At 67.9% G+C, this 21,211-nt stretch carries 19 protein-coding genes; 5 read left to right on the forward strand and 14 right to left on the reverse strand.

Annotated features, from left to right (window positions below; translation table 11 throughout):
- Positions 1–14: 14 nt before the first annotated feature.
- Genes LGM89_RS25975 through LGM89_RS26030 form a run of 12 tightly spaced genes read right to left on the reverse strand, consistent with a single transcriptional unit; the run spans position 15 to position 11,812 of the window.
- Positions 15–1,190 carry a PLP-dependent decarboxylase gene (locus LGM89_RS25975; protein ID WP_226274386.1) on the reverse strand — a complete coding sequence of 392 codons (1,176 nt, stop codon included), beginning with the start codon at positions 1,188–1,190 and terminating at the stop codon, positions 15–17.
- Positions 1,180–2,163 carry a 3-oxoacyl-ACP synthase gene (locus LGM89_RS25980; protein WP_226274387.1) on the reverse strand — a complete coding sequence of 328 codons (984 nt, stop codon included), beginning with the start codon at positions 2,161–2,163 and terminating at the stop codon, positions 1,180–1,182. The genes LGM89_RS25975 and LGM89_RS25980 overlap by 11 nt, the downstream gene beginning before the upstream one ends.
- Positions 2,164–2,166: 3 nt before the next feature.
- The gene (locus LGM89_RS25985) at positions 2,167–3,150 is read right to left on the reverse strand and encodes a ferritin-like domain-containing protein (RefSeq protein ID WP_046547055.1); all 984 of its coding nucleotides are present in this window, start codon (positions 3,148–3,150) and stop codon (positions 2,167–2,169) included.
- Between the two features lies 1 nt (position 3,151).
- The gene (locus tag LGM89_RS25990) at positions 3,152–3,775 is read right to left on the reverse strand and encodes a hypothetical protein (protein ID WP_226274388.1); all 624 of its coding nucleotides are present in this window, start codon (positions 3,773–3,775) and stop codon (positions 3,152–3,154) included.
- 1 nt (position 3,776) lies between these two features.
- Positions 3,777–4,661: a hypothetical protein gene (locus LGM89_RS25995; RefSeq protein ID WP_226274389.1), complete on the reverse strand. Its 885-nt coding sequence runs from the start codon at positions 4,659–4,661 to the stop codon at positions 3,777–3,779.
- Between the two features lie 7 nt (positions 4,662–4,668).
- Positions 4,669–4,923, reverse strand: a complete 255-nt coding sequence (locus tag LGM89_RS26000) for an acyl carrier protein (protein ID WP_011350104.1) — start codon at positions 4,921–4,923, stop codon at positions 4,669–4,671.
- Positions 4,924–4,981: 58 nt separating this feature from the next.
- Complete coding sequence (locus LGM89_RS26005) at positions 4,982–6,091, reverse strand: hypothetical protein (protein ID WP_226274390.1); 1,110 nt, start codon at positions 6,089–6,091, stop codon at positions 4,982–4,984.
- A 15-nt stretch (positions 6,092–6,106) separates the two neighbouring features.
- Positions 6,107–7,426, reverse strand: coding sequence for a hypothetical protein (locus LGM89_RS26010; RefSeq protein WP_226274391.1), 1,320 nt, complete (start codon positions 7,424–7,426; stop codon positions 6,107–6,109).
- Positions 7,416–8,156, reverse strand: a complete 741-nt coding sequence (locus tag LGM89_RS26015; protein WP_226274392.1) for an outer membrane lipoprotein-sorting protein — start codon at positions 8,154–8,156, stop codon at positions 7,416–7,418. Before LGM89_RS26015 ends, LGM89_RS26010 begins: the two co-directional genes overlap by 11 nt.
- Positions 8,153–9,370, reverse strand: coding sequence for an ABC transporter permease (locus LGM89_RS26020; RefSeq protein WP_226274393.1), 1,218 nt, complete (start codon positions 9,368–9,370; stop codon positions 8,153–8,155). Before LGM89_RS26020 ends, LGM89_RS26015 begins: the two co-directional genes overlap by 4 nt.
- Complete coding sequence (locus LGM89_RS26025; RefSeq protein WP_089429816.1) at positions 9,342–10,052, reverse strand: ABC transporter ATP-binding protein; 711 nt, start codon at positions 10,050–10,052, stop codon at positions 9,342–9,344. Before LGM89_RS26025 ends, LGM89_RS26020 begins: the two co-directional genes overlap by 29 nt.
- Positions 10,049–11,812, reverse strand: a complete 1,764-nt coding sequence (locus LGM89_RS26030; protein ID WP_226274394.1) for a fatty acyl-AMP ligase — start codon at positions 11,810–11,812, stop codon at positions 10,049–10,051. The genes LGM89_RS26025 and LGM89_RS26030 overlap by 4 nt, the downstream gene beginning before the upstream one ends.
- A 418-nt stretch (positions 11,813–12,230) precedes the next feature.
- Here LGM89_RS26030 and LGM89_RS26035 point away from each other — a divergent pair, with 418 nt between their 5' ends.
- The 4 genes from LGM89_RS26035 to LGM89_RS26050 all read left to right on the forward strand — a co-directional run bounded on the left by LGM89_RS26035 (position 12,231) and on the right by LGM89_RS26050 (position 16,715).
- Positions 12,231–13,178, forward strand: coding sequence for a fatty acid desaturase family protein (locus LGM89_RS26035; RefSeq protein ID WP_089498820.1), 948 nt, complete (start codon positions 12,231–12,233; stop codon positions 13,176–13,178).
- A 37-nt stretch (positions 13,179–13,215) separates the two neighbouring features.
- Positions 13,216–14,088 carry a ferritin-like domain-containing protein gene (locus LGM89_RS26040; RefSeq protein WP_226274395.1) on the forward strand — a complete coding sequence of 291 codons (873 nt, stop codon included), beginning with the start codon at positions 13,216–13,218 and terminating at the stop codon, positions 14,086–14,088.
- Positions 14,089–14,702: 614 nt separating this feature from the next.
- The gene (locus tag LGM89_RS26045) at positions 14,703–15,695 is read left to right on the forward strand and encodes a LysR substrate-binding domain-containing protein (protein WP_089498818.1); all 993 of its coding nucleotides are present in this window, start codon (positions 14,703–14,705) and stop codon (positions 15,693–15,695) included.
- A 195-nt stretch (positions 15,696–15,890) separates the two neighbouring features.
- Positions 15,891–16,715 (forward strand): alpha/beta fold hydrolase, encoded by an 825-nt coding sequence (locus LGM89_RS26050; RefSeq protein WP_226204965.1) that lies wholly within the window; start codon positions 15,891–15,893, stop codon positions 16,713–16,715.
- A 75-nt stretch (positions 16,716–16,790) separates the two neighbouring features.
- On the opposite strand, the gene proP is transcribed toward LGM89_RS26050, so the two are convergent.
- Both proP and LGM89_RS26060 read right to left on the reverse strand, forming a co-directional pair.
- Entirely contained in the window at positions 16,791–18,260 is a 1,470-nt protein-coding gene (proP, locus tag LGM89_RS26055) for a glycine betaine/L-proline transporter ProP (protein ID WP_226274396.1), read from the reverse strand.
- Positions 18,261–18,535: 275 nt separating this feature from the next.
- A complete protein-coding gene (locus LGM89_RS26060; RefSeq protein ID WP_226274397.1) occupies positions 18,536–19,582 on the reverse strand; it encodes a DNA topoisomerase IB in 1,047 nt (348 codons plus the stop codon).
- Between the two features lie 654 nt (positions 19,583–20,236).
- On the opposite strand from LGM89_RS26060, the gene LGM89_RS26065 reads away from it, so the two are divergent.
- Positions 20,237–21,199 (forward strand): ABC transporter substrate-binding protein, encoded by a 963-nt coding sequence (locus tag LGM89_RS26065; RefSeq protein WP_226274398.1) that lies wholly within the window; start codon positions 20,237–20,239, stop codon positions 21,197–21,199.
- Positions 21,200–21,211: the final 12 nt, after the last annotated feature.

The raw sequence follows: 21,211 nt of genomic DNA on the forward strand, positions 1-21,211 counted from the left end.
TCTCTCAGGTGGGTCTAGGCAGGCCGCACGTACACGTGCGCGGCTTCGTGGGACAGGAAATGCGCCATCGAGTACGTGCGGTGATACGCGCCGCAGCGCGCGAACACGGCGATGTCGCCGACCTGCGGCGGGGCGCCCGTGTCGTCGCGGCCGATCACGTCCGCGCGGCTGCAGGTGCTGCCGACGTAGATCGTCGGCACGCCGCGTACCGGCGGCTCCGCAGTGCGGCGCACGAGCGACGGCGCGGCCAGCCGGCGCATCACCGATTCGGTCTGCGCCAGCAGGAACGCATGCGACAGCCCGCCGTCGCAGACGGCGATCGTGCGGTCCTGCCACGTCTTGACCGCGACGACGCGCGTCGCGAACACGCCCGCATCGGCGAAGATCGCGCGGCCCGATTCATGCGCGAGCGAGTACTGGCCGGCCAGCGGCGCGAGCGCAGTCGCATAGCGCTCGAACGCGGCATCGCCCGGGTGATCGTCGGCAAAACCGCCGCCGAGGCTCAGCGACGCGAGCGGCGCGCCGTTGGCGGGCGCGAGATCGCGGGCGAGCGCCGCGAGCCGCTCGGGCAGCACGAGCGTGTCGGGCTGCGTCGCGTCCTGGCGGACGAACGAATGCGGGCCGGAGAACACGTGCAGCCCGGCCACCGGCAAACCGGCGGCGGCGAGCGTGCGTACCGCGTCGTGCGCCTCGTTCGGCGTCATCCCGAAGTGGTCGTGCCACAGTGCGCGTGCATCGTCGCCAGCCAGCGCGCCGGCATTCACGCGCAGCAGCACGGCGCCCGGCGTGCTGCCGCCGGCCGCCGCCTCGCGCGCCAGCGGCACGAAGCGCGCGACCGCGTCCGGGTTGTCGAGCACGAAATGGCAGCGCGACGCGAGCCCGGCGCGCATGAACATCTCGTCCATCGACGGGTTGTTCAGGTAGCGCGGCGTCTTGATCCGGCCGATCACCGCATCGAGTTCGCCGCGGCTCGCGAGTTCGACGCCATCCTCGTACGCATGCGCGCAGCGCGCGAGCATGTCCTGGTTCGGGTTCGCCTTCAGCGACACGATCAGCCGCGTGCCGAGCCGCGCCTTCAGCGACCGGTAGCGCGCGATCGCGACCACCGGCTCGTACACGTAGCACGGCGTGCGCAGGTCGGCGATCCACGCGTGGTCGCCGGCGGGCGGAAGCGGGCGCTCAGGCGTCATGGCGGCCCACCGGATGGAGCGTGGCGGCCGCGTACGCGCCGCAGTTCGACTGCATCACGCCGAGCACGCGCTGGCCGCGCGCGACCGCGTCGAGCCCGACGTCGGCCAGGTTGATCGGAAAGTCCGAACAGCACGCATGGCCGCGCGCATGGATGTTTTCCGCATAGAGCCGCTCGGCCGGCACGCGCATCGCGCGGCACAGCGCGTTCCAGCCGGGCAGGTCGGCGTTGTGCGGCAGCACGAGCTCGTACGCGTCGAGCGCGTACGGCTCGAGCGCGACCGCCGCGTCGATCGCCTTGCGGGTGTACGGCCACTCCATCATGATCAGGTCGGCCTCGTTCGCGGCGACGGTGTCCGAGCCGCGATGCCATTTCGCATGCGTCTCGATCGCGATGCCGCCGAGCCGGTTCTTCGTGCTGTTGCGCGCGATCAGCATCGCGGCCGCGCCGTCGCACTGCACACCCGTCATCTGCCGCATCCGGTAATCCTCGCCGTACACGCGATCGGACGACACGACGAGCGCCGCGTCGAGCTGCGGATAGCGGCGCATCAGCGCGCGCACCGTCTCGATGCCGGCCGCGACCGACACGCAGTTCAGCTGTGCGACCGAGCCGAGCCACAGCGGCTCGATGCCGAGCTGCGCGGCCAGCTCGTGCGGCAGGCTGCGCGGCGCGGGCGGCACGCTGAACTGCTGCGTGTGCACGTGCACGATCGCGCCGATGTCGGACGGATGCACGCGCGCGGTGTCGAGCAGGCGGCCGGCCGCCGCGATCGCGAGGTCGGTCTCGCTCGTGTCGAGCGCCATGTGGAAATAGCGGCTGCCCGACCGCGCGATCGCCGCGGCCCGCTGCGCCGGGTAGTCGCGCTCGGCGGCCCAGGCCTCGATGTCGACGGGCAGGCCCGGCAGCTCGTAGGCCACCGCGTCGATGCCGATCCAGAAATCGCGTGACGCTTGGGAGGAGGTCGTCGTCATGGTTCAGTTGAGCGGCATCGCCGCGTAGTCGAGGACGTCGAGTTTTTCGAAGGTCGCCTGCACGGTCGGCGTGAGCAGGCCCATCTCGCGGATCGTCGGCACCAGGCGCCGGAAGATCGAGCGGCGGATCGAGCTGGAGACCGGCGACTCGCGCACCATCGCGCTGCATTCGCGCTTCGACAGCCCCATCGGTTCCCAGATGTCGTCCGCGCACAGATGCTCGTACAGTACGGCCGCGCCTTCGCAGACGAACTCCTCGCGCTCGCGCAGCTCGACCGCGCTCATCTCCGCATACACGCGGCACAGCGTGATCCGGCCGACCGCGAAGTGGCGCGACTCGTCGCGCTGGATCCGCACGAACAGGTCCTTGATGAACGGATCGGTGCTGTACGCGACCACACTCTGGAAGATCGACAGCGCGATGCCCTCGACGAGCACCTGCATCCCGAGGTTCGTCATGTCGAGCGCGCTGCTCGTGATCGTGTCGTGCAAGAGCCCCTTCAGCGAGCGGCTCATCGGGTAGCTGACGTCGAGCTTCTCGTTCACGAGCTTCGCGTAGGCTTCGACGTGGCGCGCTTCGTCCATCATCTGCGCGGCCGCGCACAGCCGCGCGCTCAGGCCGTTCTCGGCCGACGCGAGCTTCGATGCGCAGATCAGCGCGGCCTGCTCGCCGTGCAGGATCTGCGACAGCAGCCAGCCCTGCGCGTGATGGCGCACCTCGCGCTTGTCGGTGTCCGACAGCTTGCCCCACAGCTCGGTGCCATAGATCAGCAGCGTCGGGTCGGGCATGCCGAGCGGGTTCGCCGGATCGAGATCGTGGCTCCAGTCGACGTCGGTCGCGACGTCCCACTGCGCGGCCTTCGCCTTTTCGTACAACCGGTTCAGCGCCTCTTCGCGCAGGGCGTAGTCGTTCGACATCAGGGCGTCGACGGGCATCGACCAGCGGATGTCGGCCGTGTCCTGCATTACGGTGAGCGTGTCAGTCATTTCAAGGTCTCCCCGGCCGCGCGGCGGCGCCGGAATGATGGGCGGAATCGGTAAGCGTCATGGCGGCGGCGCGCGGCGCGGCCGGGTGCGGGTCGAGGCGGATCGCATACGCCGGCCACGGGCCGCGCAGCTGCGCGTCGAACGCGTCGGCGAGCCGCGCCGGCCAGATTGCGCAGCACACGCGGTTGTCGCCGGCGAACTCCGCGTCGCGCAGGATCCGGTCGCCGATCCACACGACGGGTGCGCCGCGCGCGGCGTCGCGCAACGCTTCGTCGTACAGGTGCACGCCGAGCAGCACGTGCGGCGCGAGCAGTTCGGCCGGCAGCGCGCCGAAGTACGGCGCGCAGACTTCGATGAATACGCGTGCGTCCGGATGCACGGCGTCGCGGATGCGTGCCGTGATTTCGGCAAGGAATGCGAAGTACTGGACGTGGTCGAGCAGCACGCGGCGCTCGCCGCCGAGTGCATCGCCCGCGTCATAGACGTCGCCGGCCGATTCCGCGAGCGCGGCGCGCGCGTAGTCGGCCGGCGTGTCGAGCGGCATCCGGTACGCGCTCGCGGCGACCGCGACCGGCTGCCGCGCGTCGCGCTCGATCCGGTAGGTGAAATGAACGGGTCGCACCATGTCACGCCTCGTCGTCGAGAGAAAACGTTGCGTCCGGCGCGAACGCAACGTCGGCGATCGCGTAATAGCCGTTCAGCGCGAGCGAGCAGACGGCCGCGCGGCGCGGCGTGTCGCCGTCGCGATGCGCGAGCAGCACCGACAGCCACGGATCGCTGCCGAACGCATGACCGAACTGCTCATGGCCGTCCGGCAGCAGCGGCGTCTTGCCGACCGACGCGAGCAACGCGCGGCGCGACGTCGCCGGAAAGAACGGCAGCGCCGCGTGCAAGCCGGGGCGGGCCGCGCAGAAGGTGCGGATGTCGCGGCCCAGCCGCACGACTGCGCTGGCCGGCGGCGCGGCCTCAGCCAACACCGACGGCGCCGACGATGCCGCTTCGCGGCCGACATCGACGAGCAGCGAGCACACGCCGAAGCCCGAGCGGCCCCACGCAGGGTTGCCGTGCCAGTACGTGAAGCCGTGCACGTCGATGTCGACGATCTGCAGCAGCAGCGTGCGCGGCCCGGTCTCGGCCGCGGTGGCGAGCGAGCGGCGCAATACGTAGCCCCAGCCCGCGCATTCGTACGAGCAGGTCATCCAGTCGGGCGTGTAGTCGTTCGCGCCGGCCAGTGCCTGTGCGAACACGCGATGCTGCGGCGAATCGTTCATCAGCAGCATCGACAGGATCGTCGAGCTGACCACGTAGTCGTCCGCGCCGACCGCGCCGCACAGCCGCTCGCGTTCGGCGCACGCGAGCGTGCCGATCGCGCGGGCCGTGTCGTCGAGCGGCACGGCCGCGCCGTCGCGCGACGGCGCGACGCGCTGGTACGCGAGCGCCTGCACGGTCAGCGCGGTGGCCGGGGCCGGCTGGGCGGCGGGGGCCGCCACGGTCGCAAGGGGCGCGAGCATCGTCGTGTCAGGCAGCGTGCTGCTGGCGGCGCAGTTGCGCGTCGAGCTGCTGCAGCGTCGTGTACTGCGTGATGTTCAGCGCTTCCGGGTCGATCGAACCGTAGAGCTGTTCGCAGAACACGATCAGCTCGACGATGTTCAGCGAATCGATGCCGAGTTCGCCGATGCCGGCGTCGGTGTCGACGGTCTCGACGTTGAGGATCTTCGCGACTTCGCGGGACAGGATGTCGAGCGCGTCGGCCGGAACGTTCTGGGTCGTCATGAGAGGAGCTCCTGAAAATGAAGTGGGTTGATCGGGATCGATCGGCCTGTCGCGTGGGTCAACTGCCGGCTTCGCAGCGCAGGCTCTTGCGAAGCTCGTGATAACAACGGTACGAACTGCCTTCCATCTTCGAAAACGCCAGCAGGTCGCGCTGGTCGTCGAAGGTCGCCACCCTGCCGTCGCGCACGAGCGCGGTCAGGAACTCGTTCGACAGCAGCTTGATCGCGAGCACGCGCTGCACCTTGCCGAAGCTGTAGTGCGCGTCGTCGGTCTGGCTGCGCGCGGCGTGGGCGATGAACTGGTGGACGGCGCGGGCGTCGGCGTCGAGTTCGACGCGGCCCGTTTGCGCGAGCCAGCCGACGTGCGCCATCAGCGCGCGGACGAAGTAGGGGCGCACGACGGTCAGGTACTTGTTGAACACGGTCGGGCCGCCGATGCGCAGGCGATCCTCGGCATGGGCGCGCACCTGGCCGCCGACGTTCGCGAGCTGCAGGTTGCCGGCGAGGAACGGCGCGCCGCAGGTCGTGCGCTTCAGCTTCCGGTACTCGTCGGGCCACACGAGGTAGGCGGCCGGGAACATCACGCCCGGCAACCGCGCGGCGACCACCGCCATGCAGTCGCGATGCGCTTCGATGCCCCATACCTTGTCGACGGTGAGCGCGAGGCCGTTGTCGTCGCTGCGCACGACCGTGCGCCATGCGGCGAGCGTCGGGCCGCCGCCGTCGCTCATCAGGAACGCGAAGTTGTGGCCGCTGTCGATGCAGTCGCACGCGCGACGGTTCTGGTCGTCGGAGAAGAACAGCCCGAACATGATGCGGATGAACGCGCGCATGAACGGCTTGAACAGGTGATGAAACCCTTCGCGGCCGATCTGTTCGAGCAGTGCTTCGGTGAGCGGCGCTTCGTCGTGCCGCAGCGGCGTCGATGCGGACGAATCGGGCAGCACGTCCGGCGTGGCCGCATGTAGCGCGATCACCATCTCGCTGTCGAGCAGCCGGACGGCAGCCGCTTCGACGAGCCGGGCCGCCGCGCGCGGCGGCGTGCCGAGCGACGCGATCGTGTCGAAGTGGCGCAGCACCGGATACGCGGCCTGGTCGGCCACGCGCAGCAGCAGCGGCGTGGGCGCGAGCGGGGCGGCGGACGAAGCGGGAGCGGAAAGCGTGGACATGGGGCTGGGTTCCTGTCAGAAGCGCACGCGCACGGCGGCGTCGATACGGGTGCCGAGACCGACCATCCGGTACTCGGAGTTGCTGTCGGAGAACGCGCGGGTGACCGCGACATCGACGCTCACGCGCTTGTTCACGTCGGCGACGACCTGCGCGATCGCGAGCAGGCCCTTGTCCTGCGGCGAATAGACGCCGCGCAGCGAATACTCGACGCGGCCGATCTTCTTGCCGAGCCGGGCGAACAGGTAGTCGCGTAGGTTACCGTCGACGCTTACAAAATCGGCCGTGCCGCCGAGGCCGCCCAGCGCCGCGTCGGGCGCGACGGGCAGCAGCGCGTTGTTCACGCGGACCGCGCCAACCATCTGGCGCCACTGGTTCGCGTCGTAGCGCGCCTCGTCGTGCGACCACTCGACGATCAGCGAGAAGTTGCCGGGCAGCGCGCTCTGCATGCCCACCGCGCTGCGCCACATGATCTGGCGATCGTTGCGGCGATCGACCGCGTCGTACGCGGCCGGCGAATCGAGCGGCGTGCCGTTCGCGATGAACGCTGGCAATGGCCGTGTCGTGCCGCGCTCGAGCCACGCGCTCGCATAGACGGTGTTCGAGCGCGCTACGTCGAACGACAGCGTCGCGCCGGCGCCCCCGTGGCCTGCGTGCCGGCCCGCGAGCAACGCGGCCGAGCCGCCCGACCAGTTGTACGCGCCGCGCACGAGCTGCGTCGCGCCCTGCACGTCGCGGTTGTCGACGTCGCTGCGCAGCGTGCGGTTTTCCCCGGCGATGAACTGCAGCGTGGTCTGTTCGCCGGCCCATTTCGCTTCGACGAGCGGCGTGCCCTCGACATCGCCGTAGCGATCGTAGATGTCGGCCGTCGCGGCCCGCTTCTGGAAGAAGCCGAGCGGAAAGAACGCCTGCGACGTATCGAGCGGGTCGATCCGCTTGCCGGCGGTGAGCGTGATGCCGTTGTCGAATGCGTAGCGCACACCGGCCTCGTTGAAGCGGGTGGCCTGCGCGCCGAGCGAGTGGTTGCTGGCCACGGCACGCGCGTTCATGAACAGGTTCTCGCCGTCGATGCGCGCGAGCAGGCCCGCCTCCTGCAGGTTGCGCGGCTGATCGCCGATCAGGTTGCCCAGCAGCGCGTGCCCGTCCATGCTGTCGACCGACCTTGCATACGCGATGCCGTTCAGTGTGCTCAACTGTTCCATCAGCGATTCTCCGTGCGCGAGCGTGCAGCCCAGCGCAAGCGGGAAGGCGAGCGCGGCGGCGGGCCAGAGTCGGCCGGATGATGGAAGGCGGCGGTCACGATGGGCGTCGACATGGGCGTGGTTGTCACTGGCCATCGGCAAGCGTGTCGGGGTTGAACCAGCCCGACGGAATCTTGCGCGGCTGGCCGTCGAGGATGTCGACGACGCTCGCGCGCTGCTTTTCGATCTCGTTGCGATACGTGATCTTGCGGATCACCTTGCGCCCGTTCGCGTCGACCGGCGCGGAGAAATCGGCGCTGCGGAACAGCAGGCCGCTCGCGAGGAAGAACTGCGCACGCACCGGCACGTCGGTGTCGGGCGTGACCCACAGCTTGATCGTCGGGTAGACGTTGTCGGGATCGGTCGCGGTCAGATCGAGCTCGGTGGCCGGCTTGCCGGCGATCGTCGTCGCGCCCGGCGCGGCCGATGCGCGATAGCTGTCCGCCCAGTGCGTGCGCGTGATGTCGCTGATCACGACCTCGCCCTGCAGCCGCTGCATCCCGTTGATGCGCACCGCGCTGCGCGTGTTAGGCACGTAGAACCAGTGGCCGCGCGTCGTCGCGAGGTATTTCTGGCCGTCGTTCTCGCCGCTGCGCGTCAGCGCGAGCGTGTCGCCGTTGCCGCGCGTATAGACGAGGTAGCGCGTCGCGTCGCCGGACTGGCCGCCCACTTCGTTCGTGATCTGGATGTTCGTCTGCGTATCGGCGGCCGTGCTGCGGTACGCGTCGGCACGGGCGAGCATGGTCTGGGCCGTCGGGGCGTCGGCGGCATGCACGATCGGCGCGCACACGACGAGCGCGGCGGCCAGGTGGCGAATGCGAATCATGGGGCGAGTCCTTCGAGGATGTTGCGTTTGGCGAGGCCGAGCGTCGCGAGTAGCGCGGCGGCCACCCCGAGCACGACGAACGCGCCTTCGACGGCGGCCACGGCGGCCGGCGAGACCGTGAATTCGAGCAGGATCGACTTCACGCGGCCCGGCGGCGGCGGCAGGTGGATCTGCGCGTGATTGAGCGCGACCATCGTCAGCAGCGCCACCGCGATGCCGGCGGCCGCGCCCAGCAGGCCGAGGAAGGCGGTCTCCTGGATCAGCACGCCGCGCACCGTCGCGGCCGGCACGCCGAGCGCACGCAGCGTCGAGATCTCGCGGCGACGCTCGACGATGCTCATCAGGATCCAGTTGCTCATCGACAGCAGGATCGTCAGGCAGAGAATCGCGCCGAACACCGAGAACTGGTTCTTGTACAGCGCGACGACCTGGTGATAGAGCGACACGAGCTGGTCCCAGGTCTTCACGTCGAGCGTCGGCAGCGCGGCGCGCAGCGTCGCGGCGGCGGCCGGCGTAAGCGCGGTGTCCGACAGGAACACCGCGATGCGCGACGCGCGGTCGGTGCGCAGCAGCGCCTGCGCGGCCGTGAACGTCACGTTGACGATCCGCTCGTCGACGTCCTTGTTGCCGGTGCTCATCACGCCGACGATCTGCGCATCGGTCGCGTTGATGCCGCCGTGCGCGGTCGACGCCATCAACTGCACGACCGAGCCGACGTGCACGCCGAGCTTGCGCGCGAGTTCCGCGCCGACGACGACTTCGGTGCCGGGATTCGTCGGCGACAGGTAGCGGCCCGACAGCACCGTGTGATAGTCGAAGAAGCCGGGCGGCTCGCGGTTCGGCTCGATGCCTTCGCCGACGAAGCCGTAACTGAGATCGCCGTTCGAGATCAGCCCGTCGAAGTCGATGCCGCGCGCGGTGGTCGCGACGCCGGGCAGTGCCGCGATCGCATGCGTGGCGGTGGCCTGTTCGTCGGCGGTGAGCCCGTACTGCAGCGGACGCTCGCCGATCAGGTCGAGATAGCCGTGGTGCAGCACCTGCACGTGGCCGACGCCGCTGTCGATCGACCCTTCGCGCACCGCGTCGAAGGTCGCGATCACGTAGCCGAGCGCGAGGCTCGACGCGAACGCGGCGACGCCGATCATCGCCATCGTCAGCACGGTGCGGCGCTTGTTGCGCCAGAGGTTACGCCACGCAAACGTCGACCAGTTCACGATTCACTCCCGGTACGCCGTCGCGCATCTCGATGCGGCGCGGCAGGTGCGCGCACAGACGATCGTCGTGCGACGCAATCAGAAAGGCGGTGCCCAGCGTGCGGTTGGTGTCGAGGATCAGCTCGGCCACCGCCCGTGCGTTGGTGCTGTCGAGGCTGGCGGTCGGCTCGTCCGCGATCACGATCGCCGGCTCCTTGGCGAGCGCGCGGGCCAGCGCGACCCGCTGCTGCTCGCCGCCGGACAGCTCGCCGGGGCGATGGCGTTCGCGCGCGGCGAGCCCTACCGCGTCGAGCATCGCGCGGGCGCGCTCGCGCCGTGTGCGAGGCGTGCCCCATGCGAAGCAGCCGAGCTCGACGTTCTCGAGCGCGGACATCACCGGAATCAGGTTGAACTGCTGGAACACGAAGCCGATGCGCTCGCGGCGAATCCGTTCGAGCGTGTCCGGCGCATCGTCGATCCGGCGGCCTTCGAGCCAGCGTTCGCCGCTGCTCGGCACGTCGAGAAAGCCGGCGAGGTTGAGCAGCGTGCTCTTGCCGCTGCCCGACGGCCCGACGAGCGCGACGACGTCGCGCCGGCCGATCGAGATCGTCGCGCCGCGTACCGCGACGACGCGGCCCGCGCCCTCGTACACGCGCGAGACGTCGCGCAGTTCGAGCACCGGCGTGAGCGTGGCGGTCGTCATGCGTACGCTCCCTGGCCGGCTTCGGCGGCGGCCGTCGCGTGGATCACGGACAGCGCGCCGCTCGCATAGAGGTCGCGGCACTTCAGGCGCTGCAGCTTGCCGCTCGTCGTGCGCGGCAGCGAGCCCGGTTCGACGAAGCACAGATCCTGCGCGGCGAAGCCGATCCGGGAGGCGAGCAGCTGCTGGCACTCGGCGCGCGTCTGCGGCGTTGCATCGACGGGCCGCGCCTCGATCGCGACGACCAGCCGCTCGGTGCCCGTCTCCGGATCGGGCAGCCCGAACGCGATGCAGGTGCTCTTGCGCAGCGTGCGATGGGCGGCCAACGCCTCCTCGATTTCATGCGGGAAGTAGTTGCTGCCGCGAATGATGATGACTTCCTTCTTGCGCCCGAGGATATGCAGCTGGCCATCCGCGACGTAGCCGATGTCGCCGGTGCGGAACCAGCCGTCGGCCGTCAGCGGCGCAGCGATCGAGCCGTCGTCGGGGTTCAGGTAGCCGAGCATCACCGACGTGCCGCGGATCGCGACTTCGCCGACCGCGCGGTTCGCCAGCGCGTGGTCGCCGTCGTCGAGGATCCGGAACGCCATGCCCTCGATCGGCGTGCCCATCGCGAGCACGGTTTCGGTGTCGGTGTCGGCGCCGTCGTTCGCGGCGGCCGGTTGCGCATCGCGGCGCTCGATCAGCGCGCGACGGTCGAGCGTGTCGGCGATCACGTACGGCGCGCCGTCAACGGCGCCGTCGTGCCACGCACGATGCATCGATACCGCGAGCGTCGATTCGGCCATCCCGTAGCACGGCTGCAGCGCCGATGCCGCGAGACCGTACGGCGCGAACGTCGCGGCGAAGTCGCGCAGCGTCGCGTCGTCCACGCGTTCGCCGCCGATGAAGATGTTGCGGCACGCGGAAAGATCGACGCCTTCCATCGCGGCGGCATTGAAACGGCGCACGCAGTAGCGCAATGCGAAGGTCGGCACCGATGTCGTCGTCGCGCGCGCCGACGCGATGCGCTTCAACCAGCCGAGCGGATTACGAATGAAGCTGTTCGGCTGCATCATCAGCAGCGGCGCACGGTAATGCAGGTTCGACAGCAGCGTGAGCAGCCCCATGTCGTGATAGAGCGGCAGCCACGACGCGGTGCCGTCGCCGGCCGCAATGTCGAAACGCACCGACCCACCGATGCCGAGCACGTTCGCGATCACGTTCTCGTGGCTGAGCACCGCGGCCTTCGGATGCGATGTCGAGCCGGACGTGAGCTGGACATGATGCGGATCGCGGCCATGCTTCGCGCTGATCAGCGCGCGCGCACCGGCATCCGCGACGAGCGACAGCGTGTCGAGATCGACGACGCGCGTGGACGAAGCGGGAAACGCATCGTCGCGCCATGCGGCGGCCTGCGCATCCGCGGCGATGACGAGGCGCGGCCGGTACAGCTCGCATGCCACGTCGATCACCTGGCGCCCGGTGGTGGCGCGGCGCGCGGGAACGGGCACGGTGCAGGGCAGTGCGCCCGTCATCACGCAGGCCATCATCGCGACCGCATGCTCGACCGACGCGGGCAAGGCCAGCATCACCATGTCGTTCTCGCGCACGTCGAGTTCGCGCAGCGCGCCGGCCTGGCGAAACACTTCTTCCGCGAAGCGCCGGTACGTGATGCTCGCCTCGTTGCCGGCGTCGTCGACGAACGTCATGCGATGCATGGCGCCCGGGACGTCCTCGAGCGATTCGATGAGGCGATGAATGGTGGATGCGCACTTCGTCACGAGGATTCTCCCCTTGAGGAACACGGCCGCTCGCGCCACGGTGCCGGCGGCGCCGTTCGTCGAGTGAGGGGGATTCTTGCCGGATCGACATGGCACGACAAACGGAATATTTGCAGGCTATGCATGAGCGGCACGCATCCACTCGGCACTGCCATGTGTGTATACGTGCGAGCCCGTGCGAGGTGAATGGTCGGTACGCATTCGACCGGTCGTCTAGTTCACGATGTGGTGCGCTCATGCGCGGGCGTCATGCAATGCGTTCGGAAAATTCGTTTGTCCGAAGCATCGACACACAGAAGAATTGCAACCCGGCAGCGCGCCAGTGTCGCCGCGTCATCGTGCCGGGCAGGGTCCGGCCAAGGAGAGCATTTTGTCCGTCACCTCATCGCTTCTCGCCCGTCAGAAACCGGTTGCAGACATGAAGAGCCGCCCGAGCGGCGTCGTCTTCTCGCTGAAGCTCGCGGTCTACGTCGCACTCATCGCGCACGGCATGCTGTTCGCGTTGTCGACGGTCGTGGTCCTGAAGATCGTCGGCATCCTGCTGATCGGGGCGATGTACGCGCACGGGGTCGAGCTGCAGCACCAGGCGCTGCATTACCAGGGATTCAGGAGCAAGCGGCTCAACATGGTGTTCGGCGTGCTGCTCGGCATGCCGATGCTCGTGTCGTTTCATGCGTACCAGGACAGCCACCTGCGCCATCACCGGCTGCTCGGCACGCCCGAGAACAAGGAGTTCTTCGACTACGGCGACCAGTACGGCGCGCGCCCCGTCGTGAATCTCGGCCTGTGGGCGTGGCGGCTGTCGATGGCCGCGCACTATATCCAGTTCGCGAAGAACGTCGCGAAGCTCGTCTTGCCGGGCGCACGCTTCGGCGACAACCCGCTCGTGTCGCGCGCGATCCGCCGCGATCACCTGCTGATGGTCGCGGCGATCGCGCTGCTGGCCGGCGTGTCGATCGCGCTGCACACGTGGTTCGTCGTGTGGGTGTGGGTCGTGCCGCTCGTGTTCGTGGCCGCGCCCGTGCATGCGCTGGTCGAGATGCCCGAGCATTACCGCTGCGACCTGACGAGCACCGATCCGTTCCGCAACACGCGGACGATCGAGAGCAATGCATTCATGACGTGGTTCACGAACGGCAACAACTATCACGTCGAGCACCACATGATGCCGAACCTGCCGATCGAGCGGCTGCACGATCTGCATGGCGCGATCGGGCCGCGCATCCGCTATTACCACCGCACCTACCGGCAGTTCTATTACGCGTTGCTGCGCGGCAGGCTGTCGCCGCGCACAGTGGACGACGATGCGGACGACCGCGCACCCGACGCCGAAGCGACGGCGCCGGCGTCCACGCAATCGGCATGACCGGGCCGGTGCCGGGCCCGAATGCCTTTCAACGACGGTGACGACGATGCTCTATCCGGAACTTTTCAGGTCGCTGGAAGCGGTGCGCTGGGACATGGAGAAGGACATTGCGTGGGACCGCTTCGACGCGTCGCTGCTCACCGACGAGCAGGCCGAGACGATCAGGATGAACGCGATCACCGAATGGTCGGCGCTCCCCGCGACGGAAATGTTCCTGCGCGACAACCGGCACGACAGCGACTTTTCCGCGTTCATGAGCGTGTGGTTCTTCGAGGAACAGAAGCATTCGCTCGTGCTGATGGAATACCTGCGCCGCTTCAAGCCGGAAATGGTGCCGACCGAAGCGGAACTGCACGCGGTGCGCTTCGAATTCGACCCGGCGCCGCCGCTCGAGACGCTGATGCTGCACTTCTGCGGCGAGATCCGCCTGAATCACTGGTACCGTTGCGCGGCCGACTGGCACACCGAGCCGGTCATCAAGCAGATCTACGAAACGATCTCGCGCGACGAAGCACGCCATGGCGGCGCGTACTTGCGCTATATGAAGAAGGCGCTGAACGACTGCGGCGACGTCGCGCGTGCCGCGTTCGCGAAGATCGGCGTGCTGATGGCGTCAGCGCGCCGTACCGAGAAGCCGCTGCACCCGACCAACCTGCACGTGAACCAGGCGCTGTTCCCGCGCGACACCGTGCAGTCGCGCCTGCCCGATCCGGAATGGCTCGAGCGCTGGCTCGACGAGCAGATCCGCTTCGACGGCGAATGGGAAAAGAAGGTGGTCGAGCGGATCCTGCACAACCTGTCGATCCTGTTCGAGCGTCCGTTCGCGACCGCGCAGGAGCTGAACCGCTATCGCCGCGAAGTGACCGCGCGAACGCCCCGTGTGACGGACGGCGTGGTGGACGCGGTATAGCGGCGCGCATCCAGTCCGGTAAAGGGCGGAACCGATTCCGGACGACGGGGTGGCGTCATGCACGCGGGTTGCCGTTTCCGGTCCGCGGAATATTCATTACCGGACATAATTGGTTCATCAATTTACGGGAATTGCACGGCGCAATTCAATTTCATGCGTTTAGTATGTTTTTATAAACATGAAATCATGGATTTAAATGGTATTCGGCGTGTATGTTGGAGTGCGTTTTCTTTTCGCAATACGGTAAATGAATAAAATCGTTTGGTGACTGAAATTGAATTGTAGGTATGCGGATGCACGTCTGCCGAAACGTCCGTATCGCTGTCGTGACGTCGATTTTTGCCCGTAATGTGCTGTTTTTGCGCGACTTTGTCTGTCATCATTCGCGCCATTCTGGTCGCTTATTGATTTACAAAATCACTACTTGATAATGGTAATGTAAGATTATCTGGCCGATGAAAATCGATAGATAAATACGAGTGTCACGATTGAAAATAAGAATGATCCGCATCCATGCTTCAATATAAAATCGTTTCCGAATCCAAAAAGGAGAAACGAGTCAGGGAGACGAACGGCGACTTGCCTGTCGGTGGGTGCAACTTTGAGGCGGCGGTATGGCTAATGTGAGATTGGCAAAGCGATTGAGAAGTATGCCTTCCCTGGATTTCCTGAGAGGCTTCGAATGCGCGGCGCGTCATTTGAGCTTTACGCGTGCCGGGCAGGAACTGAACGTCACGCAATCCGCCGTGAGCCGGCAGGTCAAGGCGCTCGAGGAGCAGCTCCGGATCGAGCTCTTTCACCGGCACATTCGTTCCCTGACGCTGACCGACAAGGGGCGCGAGCTGTACGACGCGATCTCGTTCGCGTTGTCCGACCTGGAATCGGTGATCGGCAAGCTGTCGTCGAGCGTGGGCCAGCGCGCGATCTCGTTGTCGACCACCGTTTCGTTCGCGGCGCTGTGGCTGATTCCGCGCCTCGGTTCGTTCCGCGCCAGCTACCCCGACATCGACGTACGCGTGTCCGCCACGAGCGAAATTGAAGATCTTAAACGCAAACGTTTGCACCTGGCCGTGCGATATGCTGGGCCGTATACGTCGACGGACGAGACGGACGTGCTGTTTCGCGAGCGCGTCGTGGCGGTCTGCAGCCCGAGCCTGATGCCGGCGGCGGGCGACGTCGCGTCGATGAAGCCGGAGGATCTCGACCGGCACGTGCTGCTGCATCTCGACGATCCGCGCGGCGAGTGGCCGTGGCACGGATGGAGCCATCTGCTGAAGGAGCTGGGCGTGCCGCGCCTGCGGCCCGCCGGCGCGCTGCATTTCAGCCAGTACGACCAGCTGGTGCAGGCCGCGGTCGACGGGCACGGCATCGCGATCGGGCGGCGGCCGCTGGTCGACGGGCTGCTGAAGCAGGGCCGGCTCGTCGAGCTGTTCCCGCATTGCACGGTCGCATCGGGCAGCTACGTGCTGGTGCAGAACCCGGATGCATGCAACGAGTTCGATATCGCGGTGCTGACCAACTGGCTGCTCGAACAGGCGAGTCATCCGCTCGCGTCGGACCCGGAAACGGCCGGCAGCAACGTGGTGCCGATGTATCGCGTCGGATAGTGCGGTCGCGCTACGTCGTCGCGCGTGCGTGTCGAAGGGGCATGCGGCAGGGTCGACGCGCACGCAGGTGCGAACCGTCATGCGCCGCGCCTGCAACCTGTGCGATGATGCGCCGCTTCGCCTTCGTTGCAGCACGCCGCCGAGCGCGGCGCCCGGTTCCGGGCCGCTGCCGATCGCACCGACACCGGAGACGACATGCCCGCAGTGAACATTCATGGCAGCACCCTGCATTACCAGGATCACGGCACCGGGTTCCCGGTGCTGCTCGGGCACAGCTATCTGTGGGATGCGGCGATGTGGGCGCCGCAGATCGACGCGCTGTCGCGCCGGTATCGTGTCATCGTGCCGGACCTGTGGGGGCACGGTGCATCGGGCGTACTGCCGGAAGGCACGCAGACGCTCGACGATCTCGCCGCGCAGGCGAGTGCGCTGCTCGACGCGCTGGCGATCGAACAGTGCGCGCTCGTCGGGCTCAGTGTCGGCGGCATGTGGGGTGCGCGGCTCGCGTTGCGCGAACCGCAGCGCGTGCGCTCGCTCGTGCTGATGGATGCGTCGCTCGAGGCCGAGCCGGAGGCGACGCGGCTGCGCTACTTCGGAATGCTTGACGCCATCGCCGCCGCGGGCCGTATCGCGCCGCCGCTGCTCGATGCGATCGTGCCGCTGTTCTTCCGGCCGGATGTCAATCTGGCGGGCCCGGTGCCGTCCGCGTTTCGCGACGCGCTCGCGAACCTGCCGGCCGACCGGTTGCGGCAATCGATCGTTCCGCTCGGCCGACTGATCTTTGGTCGGCCCGACACGCTGCCGGCGCTCGCCGAACTGGACGCCGAACGCACGCTGCTGATGTGCGGCGCGGGCGACATGGCGCGCCCGCCGTCGGAAACCGTGAAGATGGCGAGCGTGATCGGCTGCACCCACGCGCTGGTGCCGGACGCCGGCCACATCTCGAATCTGGAAAATCCCGCGTTCGTCACGCGCATGCTGTTCGACTGGTTCGACGCGCAGCGGCTGTCGGCAGGCTGACGCGGTGCGCGCGACGCGGCGCATGTCGCGCGGCGTCGCGCCACCTCATGAGCGCCAGCGCCACCCGCGCCCGCATCACGCGCGTTCGCTGACCGGCGTGAGCTTCCTGTCCTGCCCGCGCGCTTCGTCGGCCGGGCCGCGAACGAGGCTCAGCGCCTCCGCGCGGCTCGCGACGCACGGCGCGGAGCCGGGCAGCGGCTGGCGTGCCGTTTCGCGCAGCGCGAGCACCGACACGATGCCGATGAACGATGCGCCCATCAGGTAGTACGCGGGCATCATCAGGTCGCCGGTGCGATCGACGAGCCACGCGGTGACGAGCGGCGTCGTGCCGCCGAACAGCGACACCGATACGTTGAAGCCGATCGCGAGCGCGCCGTAGCGGATGCGCGTGGGGAACAGCGCGGGCAGCGCCGACGGCATCACGCCGGTGAACGTCGACAGCAGCACGCCATAGATCAGCATCCCGCCGAACACGGGCAGCATGCCGCCGGTGCGGATCAGCATCAGCGCCGGCACGGCCAGCACGAGCAGGCCCACGCAGCCGGCCATCATCACCGGCTTGCGGCCGACCTTGTCCGACAGGTGCCCGGCGTAGAGCGTCATCGGCATCATCAGCACCATCACGAGCAGCACCAGGAACAGGCCGTGCGATTCGCGGAAGTGCAGCGTCGCCGACAGGTAGCTCGGCAGGTACGACAGCGCCATGTAGTCGGTCACGTTGAAGATCAGCACGAGGCCGACGCATTGCAGCAGCGGCTTCCACTGTTCGACGAGCAGCGTCGCGAAGCGCTGCTTCGGCCGCGTGCGTTCGTCCGCTTCGCGTGCTTCGGCCTCCTTCTTGAACGCGGGCGTTTCCTCGAGTTTCAGCCGGATATAGAGTCCCACGAGGCCGAGCGGGCCGGCGATGAAGAACGGCACGCGCCAGCCCCACGACAGCAGCGCTTCCTGCGACAGCGACGCGGTGAGCAGCGCGACCGTCGCCGCGCCGAGCGTATAGCCGATCAGCGTGCCGAACTCGAGGAAGCTGCCCATGAAGCCGCGGCGCTTGTCGGTGGAGAATTCGGCGATGAAGGTGGCGGCGCCGCCGTACTCGCCGCCGGTCGAGAAGCCCTGCACGAGGCGGGCGACGAGCAGCAGCACGGGCGCCATGATGCCGATCGACGCGTAGCTGGGGATCAGGCCGATCGCGAAGGTGCCGACGGCCATCATGATCATCGTGGCGGCGAGCACGCGCTGGCGGCCGATGCGGTCGCCGAGCGGGCCGAACACCATGCCGCCGAGCGGGCGCACGAGGAACGCGGCCGCGAACGTGCCGAAGGTCGCGAGCAGCTGCGCGGACGGGCTGCTGGATGGGAAGAACACCTTGCCGAGCGTGACGGCGATATAGCTGTAGACGCCGAAGTCGAACCATTCCATCGCGTTGCCGAACGCCATGGCGCCGACCGCGCGCTTGAGGACGGCGGGGTCGACGATCGTGATGTCATCCAGCTTGACGGACTGGCGCGAAGATCGGGTTTTCGCGGGGCGCGCTTGCGACGGGCTCAATGAACTCTCCTGGAATGGCCTTGGCGGCGCGGCCGGCGGGAATGCAGCGGGGGTGTGCGGGCCGACGGACAGCGAAGGCGGATGTCTCGGGGATGCGTCGATGCCGGTGGCGTGCCGCGCGTAGCGGACGACACCGGGCAGGTGTGTTGTGCGAACCAGTTTAGGGAAACGGGCGCGAGCGGCTATCGGTCATGCGCCCGGAACCCGGTGGTAAACGACATCGGGTTCGTGTGGGGCCGGCTGCGTCGAAGCGGGTGTCCGGGCGATGTGCGCAGTCATGTCCCCATGCGCCGGCGTGCGCTGCGGAGCAACGCCACGAACGCCGCTTCATCCGCGCGCAAGCCGCGCGGCGTCCGCCGGACCGCAAGCGCGGCGAGCGTGCCTGCCTCGAACGCGTCGAGCACGGCCGGATGGATGTAGCAGCGCCGGCACACGGCCGGTGTGTTGCGCAGTAGCTCGGCCACCGCGCGCACGGTCTCGACGATCTGCTTGCGCGCGTGCGTGACGCCGCGATGCTCGGTGCGCCGCAACAACCCGAGCGCATGCACGCTGCCGGCCCAGGTCCGGTAATCCTTCGCGGTGAAATCCGCGCCGCCGGCCTCGCGCAGGTAGTCGTTCACGTCGGACGACCCGACCGGATGGCGTACGCCGTCGTCGTCCACATACTGGAACAACTCGTGCCCGGGCAGCTCGGCGCAGCGCCGTACGATCCGCGCGACCCGCGCGTCGTCGACCGTCACGTCGTGTTCGATCCCGCTCTTGCCGGCGAAGCGCAACTGCACCTGGCCGGGCCGAATTTTCAAATGACGCTTGCGCAGCGTCGTCAGCCCGTACGAGCCGTTTTCGCGCGCGTATTCCGCGTTGCCGATCCGCGCGAGCGTCGTGTCGAGCAAGCGGACGATCGTCGCCACGACCTTGTCGCGCGGCATGCCCGTCAGCGCCAGATCGCGCGTGACGCGCGCGCGGATGCGCGGCAGCGCACGCGCGAACGCGGCCATCCGCGCGTACTTGTTCGCATCTCGCGTCTCGCGCCACAGCGGGTGATAGCGATACTGCTTGCGCCCGCGTGCATCGCGGCCGGTTGCCTGAAGATGACCGCGCGGGTCCATGCAGATCCACACGTCGGTGTACGCGGGGGGAATCGCCAGCGCGTTGATACGGGCAATTTCGTCGGCATCGCGCACTCGCACACCGTCCGGCCCGTAATACGCGAAGCCGTTGCGGAGCGGCCGGCGCGTATAGCCGGGGCGGCGGTCGTCGACATGACGCAGCGGCCCGGCGGGCATGCGTGCATTCGGCTGCGACGGGGCGCGCTGCTTCATGCTGCGGCGCGGCGATCGACGTCGGGGCCGATCCGCGTATCGTCGGGCTGCGTTCCGGGTGGACATCCTGCGCGCACGGTTTTCTCCTGTTTATGCGTACGTTCGGGCGTCGCGCAGCAAGAACCGTGCGCCGTTCCAGGCGCGCCCGAGGAGACCCGGCGCAAGTGCGCGCCGGGCGGGCGTTCGGGTGTTTGTTACCGCTGCACCGACGAAATCACGCAACGGCTTCGCCCGGCCAAGATGACTGCGGCCCGGTGCCGGCATCGGGCGGATCGTGTCGATGCCGTGTCGCGTTCAACGAACCTCGACGCTCCCAAGCAGATCGTCGATGTCGGCTGGAACGAGCGTTTGACGATGCCGCGAGGCCACGCGCCAGTGGTGCGCGTGGCGCGTGCAAAGGCCGCGCAAAACGCGGCCAAGGCCGGCTAGAACGGGCCTGCCCACATGCTTAGGTGTTTATACGTATGCCGAATCCGATATCGCCCCAATCCAATATTTCATTAGAAGGTTATCGGACTTGTTTCTAGACTGATGCGGGGCATGCAGACCGGGCCGGCGCGACGCCCCCGGCCGGCGCACCGCCCCGACCCGTGCCTGCGCCACGCAGAAACAGAACAGCGCAACGGCAGACAACGACATCATCGGAGACGAACCATGACATTCATCAGGAAGCTGGCGGCGGGCGCGATCGTTGCCGCGGCGACGGCGCTGGCCGGCGGCGCGCACGCGCAGCAGAAGCCGATCACGCTCGGTTTCTCGCAGGTCGGCGCGGAAAGCGCGTGGCGCACCGCGAACACCGTGTCGGTGAAGGGCGCGGCAAAGGACGCCGGCATCAACCTGAAATTCTCCGACGCGCAGCAGAAGCAGGAGAACCAGATTCGCGCGATCCGCTCGTTCATCGCGCAGAAGGTCGACGTGATCGCGTTCTCGCCGGTCGTCGAATCGGGCTGGGAGCCCGTGCTGACCGAAGCGAAAGCCGCACACATCCCGGTGATCCTGACCGATCGCGGGGTCGACGTGAAGGACCCGTCGCTGTACGTGACGATGATCGGCTCGGACTTCCTCGAGGAAGGGCGGCGCGCCGGCCACTGGATGGAAGAGCGCTACAAGAACGACCCCGGTCCGATCAATATCGTCGAGCTGCAGGGCACGGTCGGCTCGGCGCCGGCCAACGACCGGCGGGCCGGCCTGCTCGAAGTGATCAAGAGCAATCCTAAGTTCAAGGTGATCGCGTCGCAGAGCGGCGACTTCACGCTGGCGGGCGGCAAGCAGGTGATGGAAGCGTTCGCGAAGACCTACGGCAAGCAGATCAACGTCGTCTACGCGCACAACGACGACATGGCGCTCGGCGCGATCCAGGCGATGGAAGAGGCGGGGATCAAGCCCGGCAAGGACGTGAGCGTCGTGTCGTTCGACGCGACGAAGGGCGGCTTCCAGGCGATGGTCGCGGGCAAGATCAACGTCGACGTCGAATGCAGCCCGCTGCTCGGCCCGCAGTTGATGACCGCGGTGAAGGACGTGGTCGCCGGCAAGCAACTGCCCAAGCGCATCGTGACGAACGAGACCGTGTTCCCGATGAACGTCGCGGCCCAGGTGTTGCCGACCCGCAAGTACTGAGCCACATACGAC

It is taken from the genome of Burkholderia sp. AU31624, from assembly GCF_020420065.1.
Taxonomy (GTDB): domain Bacteria; phylum Pseudomonadota; class Gammaproteobacteria; order Burkholderiales; family Burkholderiaceae; genus Burkholderia.